The sequence below is a fragment of the Anaerostipes faecis genome (assembly GCF_910574135.1).
In the GTDB taxonomy this organism is placed as follows: Bacteria; Bacillota; Clostridia; order Lachnospirales; family Lachnospiraceae; genus Anaerostipes; species Anaerostipes hominis.
In genome coordinates, this window is record NZ_CAJSYK010000005.1 from 19,725 (window position 1) to 38,110 (window position 18,386).

Below are 18,386 nucleotides of genomic sequence, written 5' to 3' on the forward strand. Positions count from 1 at the left end.
ATTAAACAGATGTCAATGAGTCTCTTTATATTCCTTTAAAGCTTTCGAAAGCTGGTCAGGACATGAGGTACCGCGGAAACCGCATTGGATGCCCGAAAGCCGTTCGATCACCTCGTCTACTGACATTCCTTTTACAAGGGCTGCCACGCCTGTGGTATTTCCCTGGCAGCCTCCCCGGAACTGTATGTCTTTTATTATATCGTCTTCTATCTCAAATTCAATAGCGCTGCTGCAGACGCCTTTTGTTTTGTAAACCATCGTAGTTACCTCCTGATTTTTTTATTGTATACCAAATGGGTAATCCGTATTATATCATAAAAATCGGAGAATACATAGATGGGGAAGCTGTGTTATAATTTTTATCAGACGGAAATAATGACAGTAAAAAGGAGAATGATTTATGAGAATAGGAATTATCGGGGCAATGCAAGAAGAGGTGGAATCCCTGATCTCTTCTATGGAGAATGTAAAAAAGAAGACAAAAGCCTCCATGGATTTTTATGAGGGAAGGCTCTGGGGAAATGACACGGTTGTCGTTATGAGCGGCATTGGAAAAGTAAACATGGCTGTTTGCGCGCAGATACTGATCGACAGCTTTGGTGTGGAAAAACTGATCAATACCGGGGTCGCAGGCGGCCTGTACAAGGATATTGAGATTGGGGATATCGTGATCTCAAGCGATGCTGTACAGCACGATATGGATGCCGTGGGCTTTGGTTATCAGCTGGGAGAGATCCCGCGTATGGAGTGTTCTGTGTTCCAGGCGGATGCCGCACTGATAAAAGAGGCGGAGGAAGCCTGCAAAAAGGCCAATCCGGATATCCAATGCTTTACCGGGCGGGTTTTAAGCGGCGACCAGTTTATCTCCAGCGACCAAAAGAAACACTGGCTGATCGAGAATTTTGGCGGGTACTGTGCGGAGATGGAAGGGGCGGCCATGGCCCAGACAGCATACTTAAATGACGTACCCTTTGTGATTTTAAGAGCCATCTCCGACAAGTGCGACGACACAGCAACAGTAAATTACAGCGAATTTGAGGAAGCTGCAATAAAGCATATAATTAGACTCATTCACGGTATTTTAGACAAAGAAGCGTCAAACTTTGTAAGGCAATAATCCGTGTATTCCCCTCTTTGTGATTCTATAATATAAGAATCATAAAGGAAGAAGGAGAAATATCATGGATGTATTAAAAAACGCATTTTTTTTACCGGGACTGATTGCAGTCATGGCAGCAGGTGTCTTGTCAAAGCTTATTGTCTGGAGAAATTACCGCAGGCTTTTGAGAGATTCTTATGAGATGGACGGGGATAAGAAACAGTGGATGGGAGTGCTGAAAAAAAAGTTTGAAAGTTACTATCAGCTGGAAGCAAACCTGAACAACATTCCCTGTGTTGTGGACAAGTATATGAAAAATCACAAGATAGCCGGAGTGTCTTCCGAGATTATGGAACAGATCACCGGGCTGTGTGCTGTCCTGAGTTTTTTCATGGGTTGTCTTGGCGCAGTCTGGGGGTACATAGAAGGAGCCGATTTAAGTGTTGTGGCAGAGAGTCTGTTTTTAAGCCTGTCGGCCGGATTGTTTCTCGTGTTTGTGGACAGGCTGATCACCTTTGATGGCAGAAAACAGCTCGTCAGGGCCAATCTGATCCATTTCCTCGAAAATATCCTCCCTAACCGCTATCTGAAATCAGTGAAAAAACAGGAAAAAGAAGAACAGGCAAAGCAGAAGGAGAAGCAGAAAGAAAAGGAGCAGGTAAAGGAAGAAAAGAAAGAGGCAAAAAAAATAGAAAGACACTGGCAGGAAGCTGCCGCATCCAGAGAATTTGAACTGACTGATGAGGAAATGCAGGCGGTGAAAGATTTTATAAATGGATTATAAATCTAATGTATACATAATAGAATAATAAAAAAGCAGGAAATCAAAACATGAGGAAAGTTTTTTTATTATTCTGTATCATTTGCATGCTTGGTCTCGCCGGCTGTCAAAAGGAAGAGGCACAGGTGGAGACTACGAAAGTGATCAGCCAGGGAAGCAATACAAAAGAAGGATGGTGGCTGAAACGAAATAAAGAACATCAGCAGCCGGAATTTTCACAGAATGTGGATCTGTCCAAATATGATGCATACTCGGTGGATACGAAGGCGAAAAATAAGAAAGTGATGTATCTGACCTTTGACTGCGGATACGAAAATGGTTTTACGCCCAAAATTTTGGATGTATTGAAGAAAGAGAAAGTGCCGGCGGCATTTTTTGTGACAAAGCCTTTCATCCGGGAAAATCCGGATTTAGTAAAGAGAATGAAGAAAGAGGGACATGTGGTGGGAAATCATACGGTCCACCATAAGAGCATGCCGACGGTCTCAGACAGGGACAATAAGCAGGAACTCATTGACTGTGCGGAATACTGCAAAAAAGCAACCGGTTATGATATGGATATGTTTATGCGCCCGCCTATGGGAGAATACAGCGAACATACATTGGCGCTGACAAAGAAGCTCGGATATAAGACAGTTTTCTGGAGTATGGCATATGTGGATTTTAATGTGAACAGCCAGCCGGGCAAAGACTATGTGGTCCAGCATTTTGAAGAAAATTACCACAATGGAGCCATTCCGCTGATGCACAATGTATCCCAGTCTAACGCGGAAGCACTGGAGACCGTTATCAAGAATATGAGGGCAAAAGGATTTGAATTCCGGTCGCTGAAAAAGCTCCCGGACTATTGAATAGAAGGGTGTTATTTGTTAAAATATAGATAACGCATTTAAACAAGAGAGACAACAGTAAAGGAGAAAGACATGGGAAAAATTAAGTTTGATTACAGCAACGCAAAAGATTTTATCAGGGACCATGAGATCGATATGATCGAGAAGCAGGTTTCGGATGCGAAAGAGTATTTGCTGTCAAGAAAAGGCCCGGGAAATGACTTCTTAGGATGGATAGATCTTCCTGTGGATTATGATAAAGAAGAGTTTGTGAGAATCAAAAAAGCTGCTGACAAGATTAAGAGCGATTCCGATGTATTGGTTGTCATTGGGATCGGAGGATCCTACCTTGGTTCCAGAGCCGTGATCGAAGGGCTGTCCAACAACTTTAACAACAAGCTGGACAAAGAAGTGAGAAAAGCTCCGGAAGTATATTTTGCCGGACATAATATCAGCGGTACATATGTAAAACAGCTGATCGACGTGATCGGAGACAGAGATTTCTCTGTAAATGTTATCTCCAAATCAGGAACGACGACAGAACCCGGAATTGCATTCCGTATCTTCAAAAAACTTCTCAAAGACAAATACGGAAAAGAAGAAGCAAACAAGCGCATCTACGCTACCACAGACAAGGCAAGGGGGGCATTGAAGACACTTGCCACAGACGAGGGATACGAGACCTTCGTTGTGCCGGATGATGTAGGAGGACGCTTTACAGTCCTGACAGCCGTAGGACTCCTTCCGATCGCAGCTGCGGGAATTGATATTGATGAGTTCGTAAAAGGATTCCAGGACGGAAGAGAGATGTTCCTTAACGCGCCGTTTAAGGAAAATCCGGCTATGCTGTATGCTGCGATCCGAAACATTCTCATGCGCAGAGGAAAGGGCATGGAGATACTTGCAAACTACGAGCCGAACCTCCACTTTATCTCTGAGTGGTGGAAACAGTTATACGGAGAAAGCGAAGGAAAAGACGGAAAAGGTATCTTCCCTGCATCCGTTGACTTCTCCACAGACCTTCATTCTTTAGGACAGTTCATCCAGGACGGATCTTCCAACCACTTTGAGACCGTGCTGAACGTGGAAGAACCGGAATTAGATATTGTGCTCGAAGCAGAAGAAAACGATCTGGATGGATTAAATTATCTGGCAGGCAAGTCTATGAACTTCGTAAACCAGAACGCTATGAAGGGAACCATCTTAGCTCATGTGGACGGAGGCGTTCCGAACTTAAGATTTGATATTCCTAAGATGGATGCATACCATCTTGCGCAGCTGTTCTACACATTTGAGTCTGCGTGCGGTATGAGCGGTTACTTAAACTGCGTGAATCCATTCGACCAGCCGGGAGTGGAAGCATACAAGAAAAATATGTTTGCCCTGCTTGGAAAACCTGGATTTGAAGACAGAAGAGAAGACTTATTAAAGAGATTATAGGAGAACAAATGAAAAAGATTGCACAGTTCCATAAAGTAAGTTTTGGACAGTTTTTAGAAAGCTGGCAGGATACCTTTGAAGGTATCTCCGAGGATGAAGTGAGACAGATTTTTGACGGCATTGAGCTTCCCAGAAGGGCTACCAGAGGTTCCGCCGGGTACGATTTTTACAGTCCGGTTGATTTTGAACTCAAACCGGGTGAGACGATCAAGATCCCGACAGGCATCCGTGTGTATATGGAGCAAAGCTGGGTACTGAACCTGTTTCCGCGCAGCGGCCTTGGGTTTAAATTCCGCCTTCAGATGAACAATACGGTAGGGATCATTGACAGTGATTACTTTTATTCAGACAACGAGGGACATATCTTTGTAAAGCTCACCAACGATTCTAATGAAGGAAAGGTTGTCAGAGTAGAAGCGGGAACCGGGATCGTACAGGGCATTTTTATGGAATATGGTGTGACCATAGACGATGATGCAAAGGAAGTCCGCAACGGCGGATTCGGCAGCACAACCAAATAACAGAAAAAAGACCTTGCCTTTAAAGGGCAGGGTCTTTTTTTGACAGAAAGTATATGCCTGAATATGTAAATATCACGTTTTTGAGAGTTTGTGGCCAATGATATGATATTCAGGGGAAAAAGTTTTTGTAATTTCCATGATACCTTCTAGTATAGAAACATTTGTAATCATAAAAAGGTGAATGGTTTCAGGAATTTTCCCGGTGTTTCATATGCTCCAGTTCTGCCGGGGTATGGCCGGAAGCTATGAACAGACGGGTGTCTGCGTACAGACCCATCATCTTCCCGGCAAAGGTATCTGCCTGCTCATACTCGTTGTACAGTTCGGCGATATGCTCAAGCGGTGCGGCTACGTAAATACGGACACAGTAGTAGCAGTACTGGATCTGTTTCCATGTCAGTTCCCTGCGTTTCCTGAAATTCTCTGTATTCATGGCGCCGGGGTTTAAGATGTATTCAGAAAGATATGAGGCCAGATCAGGCTTCTCCATCTGTGAACAGTGATCCAGCTGATGGATATGGGCGATCTCCAGAAGATCATCCTTTGTATACTGAAGGTAAACATCCTTGAGGGAATCGGAAGAGAAAGAGGGAGCGGCTTCTTCTGTTTTTTATCTGATATCCGCCCATAATCAACCCACTGTCTGCAATGCTTGTGTAGAAGTTTTATTACATTTATTTTATCACATAAACAGGGCAGAAAAAAGACGGAGCAGGCATCCTCCTGATCCGTCTTTTCCGTCATAGTTTAATGATTAAGAAAACTGTCCTACCCAGGTCTCGATCTTGTCACCGATGGCCTCTGCATCTTCCATGGAGGAACCTTTCACTCCATAGTAGAACTTGATCTTAGGCTCTGTTCCGGAAGGACGCACGCAAAGCCATGCGTTGTTTTCCAGTTCGTAGTAGAGCACGTTAGAAGATGGAAGACCGGTTGGAACTGTCTCACCGGTGGTAAGATCAGTGATCGTGTCGTTCTGGTAATCCCGGGATTTTAATACCTTGAGTCCTCCGATTTCTTTCGGCGGATTCTCTCTCAGAGACTTGAGCATATTCTGGATCTTTTCAGCTCCGTCCAGCCCTGCAAATTCAAGGGCTTTGACTTTATCCAGATAATAGCCGTACTTCTCATACATGTCGGTCATTGCATCCCACAAGGTCTTACCCTGGGTCATATAATATGCGGCAGCTTCACAGAGGGCTACGGTTGCGGATACCGCATCCTTATCCCTTGCATAAGTTCCGATCAGGCAGCCGTAGCTTTCTTCCAGACCGAACAGGTAAGTTCCTTTGCCCGTATTTTCAAAGTTCAGCATCTGCTGTCCGATGAATTTGAAGCCTGTGAGCACTTCGATCAGGTTTACGCCGTAGCCCTCGGCCACTGCGTCCACCAGGTTGGTTGTGACAATAGATTTTACAACGGCTCCGTCATCCGGGAGAGATCCGTTCATGGCTTTCTTCTGGCTTAAAACATATTCACACAGAAGAGAACCGGACATATTGCCGGTCAGTGCGATATATTCTCCGGTCTTTGAATCTTTCACATAGACTCCGAGGCGGTCGGCATCAGGGTCTGTTGCCAATACAAGGTCGGCATCCTTTTCTTTGGCAAGCTTCAGGCCAAGTTCAAATGCCTCTTTGGATTCCGGGTTTGGATAGCTTACGGTTGGGAAAGCCCCGTCGGGCAGTTCCTGCTCCGGCACTACATAGACATTCTGGAAGCCTAAATCCTTTAATACGCGGCGGACAGGGAGATTTCCTGTTCCGTGCAGAGGAGTATAGACAATTTTTAATTTTGATGCCATCTGGTCGATCGCATCCTGATTATGTACTTGCTTTTCTACTTCGGTGATGTATGCATCGTCGACTTCGGAGCCGATTACTTCATATAATCCAGCTCTGATCGCCTCCTCCCTGGACATTGTCTTAACCTTGGAAATATCTGTGATGGCGTTTACCTTGGCGGTTACCCCTTTGTCGTGAGGCGGCGTAAACTGGGCACCGTCCTCCCAGTATACTTTATAGCCGTTATATTCCGGAGGATTGTGGCTGGCGGTAATATTGATTCCTGCAATGCAGTTATAGTAACGGACTGCAAAGGACAATTCCGGAGTCGGACGAAGTGATTCAAAAATATATGCTTTGATGCCGTTTGCTGCCAGGCACAGGGCTGCTTCCTCAGCAAATTCCGGAGACATATGCCGGGAGTCAAAAGCAATGGTAACGCGCTTTTTGTCCGTGCCCTGTTCCAGGATATAGTCTGCGAGTCCCTGAGTCGCCTTGCGGACAACATAGATATTCATACGGTTGATGCCGGCACCGATGATCCCGCGAAGGCCTGCTGTTCCAAAAGCCAGGTCAGAGTAAAACCGCTCTTTGATCTCGTTGTCATCATCCTGAATGTTCTTAAGTTCCTCTTTTGTAGCTTCATCAAAATATGGATTGTTAAGCCATTCCTGATATGTTTCCTGATAGTTCATAGTAGTGCTCCTCCTTTACGTTTTTCCTTATGTTTTATTATAACTTATTTGGGCCTAAAAAACATTATAAAAGTTGTGATATTGTAAAAGAAATTTCTCTCTTTTTTCTTTTAAATCAACAATATCCTGAAGCTTATTGAGATATCTTGGAGATACCCAGTGTTTCTTATGATTCATGTATTGATTTGAGATTTTCCAAAGCTTTTCCGGGTATAAAAAAAGCACATACAAAAAAGAATAATCATTCATTGTGAGGCGCTGAACTTTATTGTAGCCTTTCAGCATAGTCTCACAGATACTGAACTGATAATCATTTTTTTCCAGAGCCTTTCGGATAAAATAATACAGATCGGTCAGAGGATAGCCATAATAAAAATGTTCAAAGTGAAGTGTGGCAGTCCCATGGGGTCCTATCAGCACATTATGATGGTTGTAGGAACCGTGGCACCAGCCTTCCCTTAACCCTGTAAGTTTTTCCATTTTCGCGCTGGAATCCTCAAGCTGTTTCCAAAAAGGCTGAATCTCCTGCAAAAAAAGATACTCGAAGTCTCCTTTGTTCTTTCTGCTCCCGATATATTTCCAAATACTTTTAAGCTCCCGTCTCCGCTGATGATAGCTCTTTGTCAGGGAGAAATGAGGCGTCCCGTAGTCCGCATGGTAGGGAATTCTGCCTGACGCGCGATGGAAAGAGGCAAGATTCCTGCAGGCGGAAGACAGATCGGAAGGAGAGTGGATATTGCATTCTGTACCATTGAAAGTCCTTCTCATAACAAAAGGCTCATAGTATTTATCATAAGAAATAAATTCATGTTCTTTGTTTACGATATATTGGTCAATTTTTGTAAATCCCTGGTCAATCAATTCTTCTTTCCACTGATGTTCGACAGCCAGACGTTCTTCGGACAGTTTCGTAGCAGACAGGGCAAATAACCCCTGATCAGTGCCGCAGATGATCTCGCCGCGGCCTCTTTTTAAATAATCAATATGCAGATCATATTGATCTAAAAGTATTTTGTATTTGTCGTTCACAATATGCCCTCCTCAAAGTTCTACCTCTAATTGTATGTGCCCGGGGTGCCGGATATGATATCGTCTTGTAATTCGGAAAAAAATGAGGTATACTGGTACTAATCTAAATGTTACAAATGTTACAGAAGTACAATTGGAGGAACAAAAATATGAGAAAAAAATATTTATTTATAACATGTATGCTGATGATCGGGGCTGTTGGCCTGATGGCATGTGGAAAGAAGAGCCCAAGCTCCGAGGGTTCCACAGAAGCCACAACGGCTGAAACAGAGGAGACAACCGCCAGCGAGGAAGTGTCCACGGTAGCTACTGAGGAGACCGAAGCAACCACTGAAGCTGCGAAATCCACAACTGAAGCTACGATCGCAGACAAAAAGGATGAGCAGAAGAAACCGATAAGTGCAACTGGAGTATACAATGGTTTCGGCGACAGTAATTCAGTGGAAGTAAAGATGTCCAGCGGGGAATACAAGACGTTCATCATAGAGGATGAGAAGGTCATGGACGCTTTAAATGACATGGAACCGGGCACAAAGATCTCCTTTACTTATGGAGCCTTAGAAGGCCAGGCAAACATGCAGATTTTATCCGTGAAGAAAAAATAAGTATAAAAAGCACATAGGAATTTATAGTTCCTGTGTGCTTTTTATTACATAGAGGGGAAGAGCATAAGTATGAAAAAATGAGGAAAAATATTTCGGAGGCTGACAGTTCTTTTTATAGGTTTAAGTAGTAGCAAGACTTTAATAAAGCAGAAAAGCCTCAATTGAATTTCTATACCAGATTAGTTACTGTGTATAACCTCCATATAAACGTCCTCTTCCATCATTTGTTCTTTTGATTTTTTATCCAGATATAGCAGATAACCACTCCGGTTAAAGCTATCCCTCCCGTGGTTATATATGGTAATTCAATATTGCTTTCATACAGATACCCAGTTAATAAAGGAGCAATAACTTTGCTAAGATTTCCGGCGGTACTGGCAAATCCCATCAGTGTTCCTTTATGCTGATTGTCAGTTTTTGAAAGGGTTGCGTTTAATGTGGGTACTGTAATAGCAGAAGATACCGCAAATAAGCCAAAAACCACCAACACACTAACAAACCCAGTTGTCAATACCATGGCAAATGCTACTAAGGCTTTGCAAAACATACCTATCAGTATTAGTCGCTTCTCACCAATTTTTTTTGCTAAAGGACCAGTCAAAAAGCCTTGTACTACAATCAAAATACCTGCTAGAGCCATCCAAATAACACCAACTTGCTTAGTGGAAAATCCAAACTTATCTACGACATACAGCCCCGTAATTCCTTGCAAGCCTGTTTGACAGAAATGCACGACGAAAATAAGTATCAAAACCATTCCTGCTGAGCCAAAAATTATACTTTTCAGGTCTGAAAAATCAAAGGGTTTTCTTTTTTTCGTCTGTCCTGAACGCTCAATTGACTCTGGCAAAAGTGTTAGAATTAGCAGAAAGGCAATAAATGAAATGCCGGCTCCTGTAAAAAATGGGAGCGCAAGCGAATAGCCTGCAAGAATGCCTCCCAATAATGGTCCCATCATTACGCCAACGCTCATTGAAGCTCCAAGTTGACTCATATTCTTGCTTCTTTCTTCCTCCGAGCTGGAATCTCCAACATATGCCAAAGATGCAACGGACGTAGCAGATGACAAAATACCCGATAAACTGCGAGCTATAAATAGTGTCCAAAAGGATGAAGCCAAACCGAACAGGAACAAACTGATGGAATATCCTATAATACCAATGCTGATAATCGGCTTTCTACCAATTCGGTCGGACAGTGCACCCCAAAAAGGTGCGCATACTGTTTGTGCCAGAGCATATACGGCAGTGAGCCATCCAAGCTCACGACCGCCAGCACCTAGATTTTCCATGTAAAATGGCATGACCGGAAGAATTAAGCTATATCCTAACGCAATCACCAAAGTAGCAAGATTTAAAGCGAAAATCGGTTTTTTATTCATCAATCGTCACCGTCCCCTCCGAGCCGTCCACCGTTATCATTTGTCCATTTTTAATACTTCTCGTGGCTGTGTGTGTCGCCATAACGGCAGGGATACCACATTCCCGTGCAACAATACTTGAATGACTGAGAGGACCTCCAATATCCGTTACAATTCCACTTGCAGAGGCAAATAAGGGTGTCCAAGCCGGAGTTGTAGTAACGGCAACCAAAACACTTCCTGGCTGGAAATTTTTAAAATCTGCCGGACTATTTAGTACGCAGGCACGAGCTGTCACGACACCAGAACTGGTTCCTATACCCCTCAACACGGTTTTTCCATCTTTTTGTTTCTGTGGTGCATGTGATATGCTTTTTACTTTCTTCTCAGGTAACTGAGCTGGTGGCACATAGCCCTGATACTTTTTGAGTTCCGCTTTTCGCTCAAGTATCGAATTTCTTCTATCGGATAAAGGTATATTTTTGTCTAACTGTACTATGAGTTTTTCCAATTCCAATTTTGTGAGCCAATAAATATCATCTATATGCGAAGTAGCTCCGCCACGTATAAGGCGTGCCGAAATTTCATGAAACATCTGGCGAATCAGAGGATGCCCCATTCCCATGCAATAAATAGCATTTTCACGCATAGGAGCAGTTTCCTGCGCCCAATGGAGCAACTTCAAAAACAGTTTTTTGCGTGAGCTACCTATATGTTGTAAAATTTCTTCTTCTGCCTGTTTCCTATGCTTTTCAAATTTGGATTGACGTAAAAAAGGACTTTCACCTTTGCCTTCTACAAAGGTTTTTATGGATTCAAAGGTTGGTGTAAGTGTTTCCTGCGGTGTGGAATATGCAAAATCAAATTCATAAGCGGTACGACCAAACTCTTTAAAATACTGATTGATTCGATTTTTCCATTCTATCCATACTTCCAGCGAAACTTCGTCAGGCGGAACTGAGGACATAAAATTTTCCGCTATCTTTGCTGTTGGATTACTTTGCAGATAAAGGTTGAGAGTATTATTTTGCTTAACCCATTCCGAGAGACTCCACAGGTTCTTTTCGGCTTGCAGAGCAATCGTATCAAATCCAAGCAGGAAAACAGAAATATCTGTCATACCAGCGCGACGAGCCGCTCCCTGAAAAAATTTTGTAAACAATGTTTCGCTGATAGAGGCGGCTGGCAATGTAAGCTGAATTCTTGTAAAATAAATACAAGCGGCATAAAATACAGTCTGAATCCCCTCCATTATTTGATGGGCATTCAGCGTATGCAGGGGCTTTTCTTCCCATTGTTTAATCACATCCTCAAATTCTTTTCGTGCTGTTTCCCAGCGTGCAACACTGTTCGTGAGCGCACGGCGTAAAGAACGGGGTGAAAGGGATTTGACAGCAATCAAAAGTGGCTTTGAATTAGCGGAAAGATAAACATATCCGTTAATAATCGTATATGCTCCGTTTTCTGGCAGTAGCTTTTTCGCACTTTTACCAAACATATCTACCCATAAAAGCGCCGACGCACGGTTGACTATTTCAAGCCCAAGTGTGGCGAACAAAGGCGTAACAGGATTTGGCAAGTGTTCCGCTAGACTGCCTTTTGTATATATAACATCCTTTTCCGGTAATGTCCATTCCGGCGGTAGGACAGTAATGGGGCGAGCCTGAACAATATACAACTTATCTTTTTCCAGTGCCCACTCTACATCCATAGGCATTTCATAATACTTCTCAATTTTTTTTCCAAGCTGTGTCAATCGCATAACTTGATTGCGAGTAAGCGCATGTTTTTTCCTCAACTGTTCAGGAGTTGGGATTTCTTCTGTTCCATCTGAGTTGCGGACTGTCATAATCTCTTTGTTTGCTACTTCATACGATACAATTCGTTCAGCATTTTTATCTACAACGATTGTATCAGGGGTGACTAAGCTAGAAACCACCGATTCGCCAAGTCCCCACGCGGCGTTAACAATCATTTCGCTACGTCTGCCATTGATGGGGTTTAGCGTAAACATAACGCCGGACGCATCGGAAAACGCAAGCTTTTGTACTACAACAGCAAGTGCGACAATTTCCTGCTTTATATCATTCTTCACGCGGTAAGCAATAGCGCGAGCTGTCCATAGGGAAGCCCAGCACCTCTTTACAGCGTCAAGAACTTCATTCTCACCTTGTATGTTAAGATAGGTTTCCTGCTGGCCTGCAAAAGAAGCGTCGGGCAAATCCTCGGCGGTTGCGGAGGAACGGACAGCCACCGCTATATTTCCCAATCCGGCATATGCGGTTTTAATTGCATCTGATACTTCCTGCGGCATTTCTCCATTATGGAAAAGCATCCCTATCTGCGTAGATACATTTTCAAGCTGGCTGGTATTGTTAGAGTCAATACCGTCCAGCAACTTATTAATGTGAGGCTGAATATGGTTCTTTTCAACAAAAATCTTGTATGAAGTAGTCGTAACATGAAAGCCCTCCGGCACAGGGATACCCGCTGTCAAAAGTTTTGATAAAGACATACCTTTTCCGCCGACCATTTCAAGGGTTGCCTGTTTATGCAACAAGGGTAGAGTATAATAAATCATAATAATTCACCTCCATCATTCATAATTCCGTGTAGAAATATATCCATTGTTTCATCAAGCATTTTCTCCGGACTGGCTGATGGTCGGGATGTGTAAATGCTTGATATAATGGAGTTAATTAACAAACGCGTCATAAGATCGGCATTCGTCTTACGGAAGACGCCTGATTCCACTCCATTTTCAATTACAGATTTTATAATATCCTGATATGCGTAACGCGCAGTTTTCAGCCGATTTCGATAATCTTCTTCTAAATAGTCAGATTCTGTATTTAACCACATCAGCACCGTTCGATACTGCTTTGGTACTCCAAGATGATTCAGCATGATTTTTCTAAGACACTGTTCCGGCGAGGATTCATCGGCAATAATCCTATGAACCTTTTTAATTGTTTCTTCTATTTCTTTCTCAACTGCATATACAACAATCTCGTCTTTCGTTTTGAAAAAATCATACAGACTGGACTTTCCCATGTTTGCTAAAATCGCAATTTCCCTCATTGATGTTTTTTGGAATCCATTTTTCTCTATGAGCTGCAAAGCAACACTGATTATTTCTTCTCGGCGTTCTTCTTGTTGTTCTGGTGTAAGCATAATTCCTTTTGGCATATTTATGATAGCTCCTTATAGCGACCATCGGTCGTTTCTTGTTTCGCTTTTATTATATAGCGACCGATGGTCGCTTGTCAAGGCTAATTTTTAACTTAAAAGCCGCGGCAGAACATCATAGTCTGCCGCGGCTTTTTGTCTCCGTTTCTTTTTAATAGTCTTCTGAATGAATCTGGAAGAATTTTTTCGGATGTGCACAGACCGGACATACTTCAGGCGCCTCGGTTCCGTAATGTACATGTCCGCAGTTTGTACAGATCCATGCCTGTTCTGTATCTCTCCTGTAAACAATTCCTTTGTCGATATTCTCTGTAAGCTGCTGATAGCGTTCGTCATGGCGTTTTTCGATGCCTGCAACCATCTCAAACAGGGCTGCGATTTCATCAAAACCTTCTTCTTTTGCTTCTTTGGCAAAAGTCGGATACATATCCGTCCATTCAAAATTTTCTCCCGCAGCAGCATCTTTTAAGTTGACTTCTGTTGAAGGCATTCCGTCATGCAGTAGTTTAAACCAGATTTTTGCATGTTCTTTTTCATTCAATGCGGTTTCAGCAAAGATATTGCCGAACTGCACATAGCCGTCCTTTTTTGCCTGGCTTGCATAAAAATCGTATTTTGTACGTGCCTGTGACTCCCCCGCATATGCAGCCATCAAGTTCTGTTCTGTCTTCGTTCCTTTTAAATTTGGCATTCCACATAACCTCCTAATTTTATAATAGTAATTATTATTGTTTTATTGTCTCAGATATAAGTATATAAGTCAATACATACTCTGTTATTATTATGGTACAATAAGGATAAAATATTCAATTAATGGACGCAATGTATGCTTAAAGGAGGCGGCCCCTATGAGAATGTATGATCTGATCTTGAAAAAAAGAGATGGATATTCCCTTGCAAAAGAAGAAATCAGGTGGATGACAGACAACTATTTACATGGAAAAATTCCGGATTACCAGATGTCGGCAATGATGATGGCAGTGTATTTCAGGGGAATGGACACACAGGAGACTTTTGAACTCACGATGGCCATGGCAGAGAGCGGAGACCGGCTGGATCTGTCAGGGATTCCGGGCATCAAAGCAGATAAACACAGCACCGGAGGAGTGGGGGATAAGACCTCTCTTGCGCTGGGACCGCTGGCGGCGTCCTGTGGTGTTCCTGTTGCAAAAATGTCGGGAAGAGGACTGGGACATACAGGAGGAACCATTGATAAACTGGAAAGCATTCCGGGATTTCAGACAGCGCTCACAGAGGAGCGGTTTATGGAACAGGTAGCATCTGTGGGCATAGCGATCATGGGACAGACAAAAGACCTGGCACCGGCGGATAAGCTTTTATATGCACTTCGTGACGTGACGGCAACCGTAGATCAGATCTCGCTGATCGCCAGCAGTATTATGAGCAAAAAGCTTGCGGCCGGCGCGGATGCCATACTGCTGGATGTGAAGTGCGGCAGCGGTGCTTTTATGAAAAACTTTGAGGATGCCAGGAAGCTTTCGGAGGCTATGATCCGGATCGGGAAAACTGCCGGAAAAAATATGGCAGCGGTCATATCGGATATGGATCAGCCTTTGGGAAGAGCAGTCGGCAACGCGCTGGAGGTAAAAGAGGCCATTGATACACTTAAGGGAGAAGGTCCCGAAGATTTTACGGAGCTTGTGCTGACGCTTGGCTCCCGGATGCTCTGTATGGCAAAGAAAGCGGAAACACCGCAGGAGGCACGAAAGATATTAAAACAGAAGATCTCGGACGGAAGCTCGCTGCATAAATTCACGGAATTTGTCACGGCACAGGGGGGAGATCCGTCATGGATCGAATATCCGGAAAATTTCTGCAAGGCAGGTTATATAGAAGAAATCCCCTCTGTAAAAAACGGTTTTGTCACTGCTTTTAACACACAGGAGATCGGAGTCTGTTCTCTCCTGCTGGGCGGAGGAAGAGAAACGAAGGAAAGCGCGGTCGATCCGTTTGTGGGGTTGGTGCTCCGGAAGAAAAAAGGAGAGGCAGTAAGAAAAGGGGAAGGACTGGCGGTCATATACGCCAACGATAAAGAAAAACTGGCAAAAGCAAAAGAGCATTTTCTGAAAAATGTGACGGTTGAGTCTGAGATGAAGGAGCCGGGGCCGCTGATCAAAGAGATACTTTCTTAAAAGAATTCATGAGAGGGCTTCTTTTTTCATAAGTTAATAAAAAAACGGAGCGCGCTATGAAAAGATATATCGTTTTTATCATGATGGCTGTAAGCTGCTGTTTGTGTGTCGGATGCTTAAATCAGGAAAAGCACGGCGCAAAAGAGAATGTAGACTATGCAGTCTGCAAAAAAGAAAATTTGCCGAAAGAATTAGCGGCACGAATTAATGAACAGAAGGATAAAGTTTTTCATTTTACGTATTCTATGAAAGAGACAATGTACTATGTGATCGGATATGGGAAACAGACAGGAAGCGGATATAAGGTCCGGGTGAAAAAGATGACCATGGATGAAGGCCATGTCTATATAGACACGAACCTGATCGGAGTTCCGAAGCGGCAGCAGGAAAAAGGATATTCATATCCATATATCGTGATCAAGAGCCAGAATTATGAAAAAGACGTAGTATTTTTGTGATATGTCACAAAAACTTTAGAATTGTTTTATTGATTTTCAAGCAGTGAAACCATATAATGGAGTCTATAAATGCTTGAGAAGATCGAAGGAGGAAAAGCATTCGTGGATAATAGACAGAAGAAACCGGATAAAAATAACAAGAATTCCATTCAGATGATCATATCGATTTTGATTACATCTATTTTAGTGGCTGTCTTGTTCAACTTTGTAGTGGGCAAATGGAAAAACGGTACAGAGACCGAGATTTCCTACGGCAAGTTTGTCAAGATGATAGAGAAAAAAGAAATTAAAAAGGTTGTGTTCGAAAGTGATGTGATCACCGTTATTCCGAAAGAATCAGAGAACCCGCTGTATAAGACTACATACAAAGTAGTCCAGCTTCCCGTACCTGATTATCAGCTGGTCAACCGGCTGGAGAAGGCAGGGATCGAAAATTACCAGGCAAAGGCAAAGGACGGATCTGAGGTTCTCATGAGTGTTCTCGTGAGCATTCTGCCTGCCATCATTATTTTTGGACTGCTGATGTTTATGATGCGCGGAAAGAGCGGTATGATGGGCGTAGGAAAGTCCAACGCCAAGGTCTATGTGGAGAAGAAGACAGGCGTCACCTTTGCCGACGTTGCGGGACAGCAGGAGGCCAAGGAGTCCCTGACCGAGATGGTGGATTTTCTGCATCACCCTGACAAGTATTTAAAGATCGGTGCAAAACTGCCCAAGGGAGCACTTCTTGTGGGACCTCCGGGTACCGGTAAGACTTTGCTAGCCAAAGCAGTGGCGGGAGAAGCGAATGTTCCGTTTTTCTCCCTGTCCGGTTCTGATTTCGTGGAGATGTTCGTTGGTGTCGGTGCGTCCAGAGTCCGTGACTTGTTCAAGCAGGCCCAGTCTATGGCTCCGTGTATTATATTTATAGACGAAATCGATGCCATCGGAAAAAGCCGTGACACGGGCATCCAGGGTGGAGGAAACGATGAGCGTGAACAGACATTAAACCAGCTTTTATCTGAAATGGATGGATTTGATACTTCCAAAGGACTTGTCATTCTGGCTGCTACCAACCGTCCGGAAGTACTGGATAAAGCACTTCTGCGCCCGGGACGTTTTGACAGGCGCGTCATCGTAGAGCGCCCGGACCTGAAAGGAAGAATCGAGACTTTAAAAGTCCATTCCAAAGACGTTAAGATGGATGAGAGCGTAGACTTTGAAGAGATCGCCCTGGCTACATCCGGGGCAGTGGGATCGGATCTGGCCAATATGATCAACGAAGCGGCCCTGGCTGCTGTCAAAGCAGGAAGGGAGTATGTGTCTCAGTCAGACCTGTTTGAGGCTGTGGAAGTGGTCATCGCCGGAAAAGAAAAGAAAGACCGTATCCTCGGCAAGGAAGAAAAACAGATCGTTGCATACCACGAGGTGGGACATGCGCTTGTCATGGCTCTCCAGAAGGAGTCTGAGCCGGTGCAGAAGATCACCATCGTGCCAAGGACGATGGGAGCCCTCGGATATACGATGCAGAGGCCGGAGGAAGAGAAGTACCTGAATAAAAAAGACGAGATGCTGGCAGACCTGGTATCCTTCTTTGGAGGCCGTGCGGCCGAGGAGATCAAGTTCCACACGGTGACAACCGGTGCGTCCAATGACATCGAACGGGCCACGGCCATCGCGAGAGCCATGGTGACACAGTACGGTATGTCCGAAGAATTCGGCCTGATCGGCCTGGAATCCATTACTAACCGTTACCTGGACGGACGTCCCGTTATGAATTGTGCGGAATCCACCGCGGCAAAGGTAGACGAGGTGGTTATGGGAATTTTGAAAGATGCATATAAAAAGGCGCTTTACCTGATCCGGGACAACATGGACATACTGGATGAGGCTGCACAGTTCCTGATCGAGAAAGAGACGATCACAGGAAAAGAGTTTATGGAAATCTTCAATGCCAAGAAAGAAAATTCTGAACAGGAAGAGGAAGATTCCAGGGAAGATGCCTCAAGCTCCACGACAGAGGATGAGCCTGCACAGGAACAGCCGTCGGAAGATATGGAAAAAAATTCTCAGGATATGTAACATTCTGGACATCCCATGTATAGATTTGACAGGATTCGGTTATAATGATACAATAAAGTTCACAGTATACAGAAAGTGTCACGAGTTCTGTATAGATAGAATGGGGTGAAAGAATGACACAGATGGATATTCAATGCATTCGTAAGTCAATTCAGGAGCGCATTGGCAGCAAAATCAAGATCAGCTCAAATAAAGGTAGACACAAGTTTGTAACATCACAGGGAGTCATTACGGAGACATATCCGAACATTTTTTTGGTAGAGATTGAAGACGACAGCAGCACCAAAAGCAAAACTGTCAGTTTCAGTTATCAGGACGTGATCACGAAAGATGTCAGGATGATGCTGCTGGAAGGCTGACACTGTACCGGATACAATTTTA

At 43.8% G+C, this 18,386-nt stretch carries 18 protein-coding genes; 10 read left to right on the top strand and 8 right to left on the bottom strand.

Features of this window, described 5'->3' with window-relative positions:
* Positions 1-12 precede the first annotated feature (12 nt).
* Positions 13-258, bottom strand: a complete 246-nt coding sequence (locus tag QGT46_RS04985) for a TIGR03905 family TSCPD domain-containing protein (RefSeq protein WP_009290204.1) — start codon at positions 256-258, stop codon at positions 13-15.
* Positions 259-400: 142 nt separating this feature from the next.
* Here QGT46_RS04985 and QGT46_RS04990 point away from each other — a divergent pair, with 142 nt between their 5' ends.
* From QGT46_RS04990 to QGT46_RS05010, 5 genes are all read left to right on the top strand, one after another.
* Entirely contained in the window at positions 401-1,117 is a 717-nt protein-coding gene (locus QGT46_RS04990) for a 5'-methylthioadenosine/adenosylhomocysteine nucleosidase (RefSeq protein WP_009290203.1), read from the top strand.
* Between the two features lie 64 nt (positions 1,118-1,181).
* Positions 1,182-1,883 carry a hypothetical protein gene (locus tag QGT46_RS04995; protein WP_148459431.1) on the top strand — a complete coding sequence of 234 codons (702 nt, stop codon included), beginning with the start codon at positions 1,182-1,184 and terminating at the stop codon, positions 1,881-1,883.
* 47 nt (positions 1,884-1,930) lie between these two features.
* Positions 1,931-2,731: a delta-lactam-biosynthetic de-N-acetylase gene (locus QGT46_RS05000; protein WP_148459430.1), complete on the top strand. Its 801-nt coding sequence runs from the start codon at positions 1,931-1,933 to the stop codon at positions 2,729-2,731.
* A 72-nt stretch (positions 2,732-2,803) separates the two neighbouring features.
* The gene (locus QGT46_RS05005) at positions 2,804-4,150 is read left to right on the top strand and encodes a glucose-6-phosphate isomerase (RefSeq protein ID WP_024729102.1); all 1,347 of its coding nucleotides are present in this window, start codon (positions 2,804-2,806) and stop codon (positions 4,148-4,150) included.
* A gap of 8 nt (positions 4,151-4,158) precedes the next feature.
* Positions 4,159-4,671, top strand: coding sequence for a deoxyuridine 5'-triphosphate nucleotidohydrolase (locus QGT46_RS05010; protein ID WP_148459429.1), 513 nt, complete (start codon positions 4,159-4,161; stop codon positions 4,669-4,671).
* 187 nt (positions 4,672-4,858) lie between these two features.
* Here the strand turns inward: QGT46_RS05010 and QGT46_RS05015 are convergent, their stop codons facing one another.
* From QGT46_RS05015 to QGT46_RS05025, 3 genes are all read right to left on the bottom strand, one after another.
* Positions 4,859-5,161 (bottom strand): hypothetical protein, encoded by a 303-nt coding sequence (locus QGT46_RS05015; RefSeq protein ID WP_301589832.1) that lies wholly within the window; start codon positions 5,159-5,161, stop codon positions 4,859-4,861.
* A 264-nt stretch (positions 5,162-5,425) separates the two neighbouring features.
* On the bottom strand, positions 5,426-7,150 hold the full coding sequence (locus tag QGT46_RS05020; RefSeq protein WP_148459428.1) for a phospho-sugar mutase: 1,725 nt from the start codon (positions 7,148-7,150) through the stop codon (positions 5,426-5,428).
* 54 nt (positions 7,151-7,204) lie between these two features.
* Complete coding sequence (locus QGT46_RS05025; RefSeq protein ID WP_024729106.1) at positions 7,205-8,179, bottom strand: phosphotransferase; 975 nt, start codon at positions 8,177-8,179, stop codon at positions 7,205-7,207.
* Between the two features lie 149 nt (positions 8,180-8,328).
* Between QGT46_RS05025 and QGT46_RS05030 the strand changes: the two genes are divergently transcribed.
* Positions 8,329-8,784 (top strand): nucleolar protein 3, encoded by a 456-nt coding sequence (locus QGT46_RS05030; RefSeq protein WP_235824603.1) that lies wholly within the window; start codon positions 8,329-8,331, stop codon positions 8,782-8,784.
* Between the two features lie 220 nt (positions 8,785-9,004).
* On the opposite strand, the gene QGT46_RS05035 is transcribed toward QGT46_RS05030, so the two are convergent.
* From QGT46_RS05035 to rbr, 4 genes are all read right to left on the bottom strand, one after another.
* Positions 9,005-10,165, bottom strand: a complete 1,161-nt coding sequence (locus tag QGT46_RS05035; RefSeq protein WP_301589836.1) for an MFS transporter — start codon at positions 10,163-10,165, stop codon at positions 9,005-9,007.
* Complete coding sequence (locus QGT46_RS05040; protein WP_148459426.1) at positions 10,158-12,725, bottom strand: PEP/pyruvate-binding domain-containing protein; 2,568 nt, start codon at positions 12,723-12,725, stop codon at positions 10,158-10,160. The genes QGT46_RS05035 and QGT46_RS05040 overlap by 8 nt, the downstream gene beginning before the upstream one ends.
* Positions 12,722-13,333 (bottom strand): TetR/AcrR family transcriptional regulator, encoded by a 612-nt coding sequence (locus tag QGT46_RS05045; protein ID WP_148459425.1) that lies wholly within the window; start codon positions 13,331-13,333, stop codon positions 12,722-12,724. Before QGT46_RS05045 ends, QGT46_RS05040 begins: the two co-directional genes overlap by 4 nt.
* A gap of 151 nt (positions 13,334-13,484) precedes the next feature.
* Positions 13,485-14,024, bottom strand: coding sequence for a rubrerythrin (gene rbr / locus QGT46_RS05050; RefSeq protein ID WP_024729110.1), 540 nt, complete (start codon positions 14,022-14,024; stop codon positions 13,485-13,487).
* A 157-nt stretch (positions 14,025-14,181) separates the two neighbouring features.
* Here rbr and QGT46_RS05055 point away from each other — a divergent pair, with 157 nt between their 5' ends.
* The 4 genes from QGT46_RS05055 (at position 14,182) to QGT46_RS05070 (ending at position 18,364) form a co-directional block, all read left to right on the top strand.
* Positions 14,182-15,486, top strand: coding sequence for a pyrimidine-nucleoside phosphorylase (locus tag QGT46_RS05055; RefSeq protein WP_148459424.1), 1,305 nt, complete (start codon positions 14,182-14,184; stop codon positions 15,484-15,486).
* A 56-nt stretch (positions 15,487-15,542) separates the two neighbouring features.
* Positions 15,543-15,944 (top strand): protease complex subunit PrcB family protein, encoded by a 402-nt coding sequence (locus tag QGT46_RS05060; RefSeq protein WP_024729112.1) that lies wholly within the window; start codon positions 15,543-15,545, stop codon positions 15,942-15,944.
* A gap of 69 nt (positions 15,945-16,013) precedes the next feature.
* Entirely contained in the window at positions 16,014-18,005 is a 1,992-nt protein-coding gene (ftsH, locus tag QGT46_RS05065; RefSeq protein WP_034550578.1) for an ATP-dependent zinc metalloprotease FtsH, read from the top strand.
* A 113-nt stretch (positions 18,006-18,118) separates the two neighbouring features.
* Positions 18,119-18,364 carry a Veg family protein gene (locus QGT46_RS05070; RefSeq protein ID WP_006568171.1) on the top strand — a complete coding sequence of 82 codons (246 nt, stop codon included), beginning with the start codon at positions 18,119-18,121 and terminating at the stop codon, positions 18,362-18,364.
* Positions 18,365-18,386 lie beyond the last annotated feature (22 nt).

Bases quoted from the DNA above. Each gene is read 5' to 3' on its own strand.
- QGT46_RS04985 (WP_009290204.1), bottom strand. From the start codon at position 258: ATGGTTTACAAAACAAAAGGCGTCTGCAGCAGCGCTATTGAATTTGAG.
- QGT46_RS04990 (WP_009290203.1), top strand. From the start codon at position 401: ATGAGAATAGGAATTATCGGGGCAATGCAAGAAGAGGTGGAATCCCTG.
- QGT46_RS04995 (WP_148459431.1), top strand. From the start codon at position 1,182: ATGGATGTATTAAAAAACGCATTTTTTTTACCGGGACTGATTGCAGTC.
- QGT46_RS05000 (WP_148459430.1), top strand. From the start codon at position 1,931: ATGAGGAAAGTTTTTTTATTATTCTGTATCATTTGCATGCTTGGTCTC.
- QGT46_RS05005 (WP_024729102.1), top strand. From the start codon at position 2,804: ATGGGAAAAATTAAGTTTGATTACAGCAACGCAAAAGATTTTATCAGG.
- QGT46_RS05010 (WP_148459429.1), top strand. From the start codon at position 4,159: ATGAAAAAGATTGCACAGTTCCATAAAGTAAGTTTTGGACAGTTTTTA.
- QGT46_RS05015 (WP_301589832.1), bottom strand. From the start codon at position 5,161: ATGGAGAAGCCTGATCTGGCCTCATATCTTTCTGAATACATCTTAAAC.
- QGT46_RS05020 (WP_148459428.1), bottom strand. From the start codon at position 7,150: ATGAACTATCAGGAAACATATCAGGAATGGCTTAACAATCCATATTTT.
- QGT46_RS05030 (WP_235824603.1), top strand. From the start codon at position 8,329: ATGAGAAAAAAATATTTATTTATAACATGTATGCTGATGATCGGGGCT.
- QGT46_RS05035 (WP_301589836.1), bottom strand. From the start codon at position 10,165: ATGAATAAAAAACCGATTTTCGCTTTAAATCTTGCTACTTTGGTGATT.
- QGT46_RS05040 (WP_148459426.1), bottom strand. From the start codon at position 12,725: ATGATTTATTATACTCTACCCTTGTTGCATAAACAGGCAACCCTTGAA.
- QGT46_RS05045 (WP_148459425.1), bottom strand. From the start codon at position 13,333: ATGCCAAAAGGAATTATGCTTACACCAGAACAACAAGAAGAACGCCGA.
- rbr (WP_024729110.1), bottom strand. From the start codon at position 14,024: ATGCCAAATTTAAAAGGAACGAAGACAGAACAGAACTTGATGGCTGCA.
- QGT46_RS05055 (WP_148459424.1), top strand. From the start codon at position 14,182: ATGAGAATGTATGATCTGATCTTGAAAAAAAGAGATGGATATTCCCTT.
- QGT46_RS05060 (WP_024729112.1), top strand. From the start codon at position 15,543: ATGAAAAGATATATCGTTTTTATCATGATGGCTGTAAGCTGCTGTTTG.
- ftsH (WP_034550578.1), top strand. From the start codon at position 16,014: ATGCTTGAGAAGATCGAAGGAGGAAAAGCATTCGTGGATAATAGACAG.
- QGT46_RS05070 (WP_006568171.1), top strand. From the start codon at position 18,119: ATGACACAGATGGATATTCAATGCATTCGTAAGTCAATTCAGGAGCGC.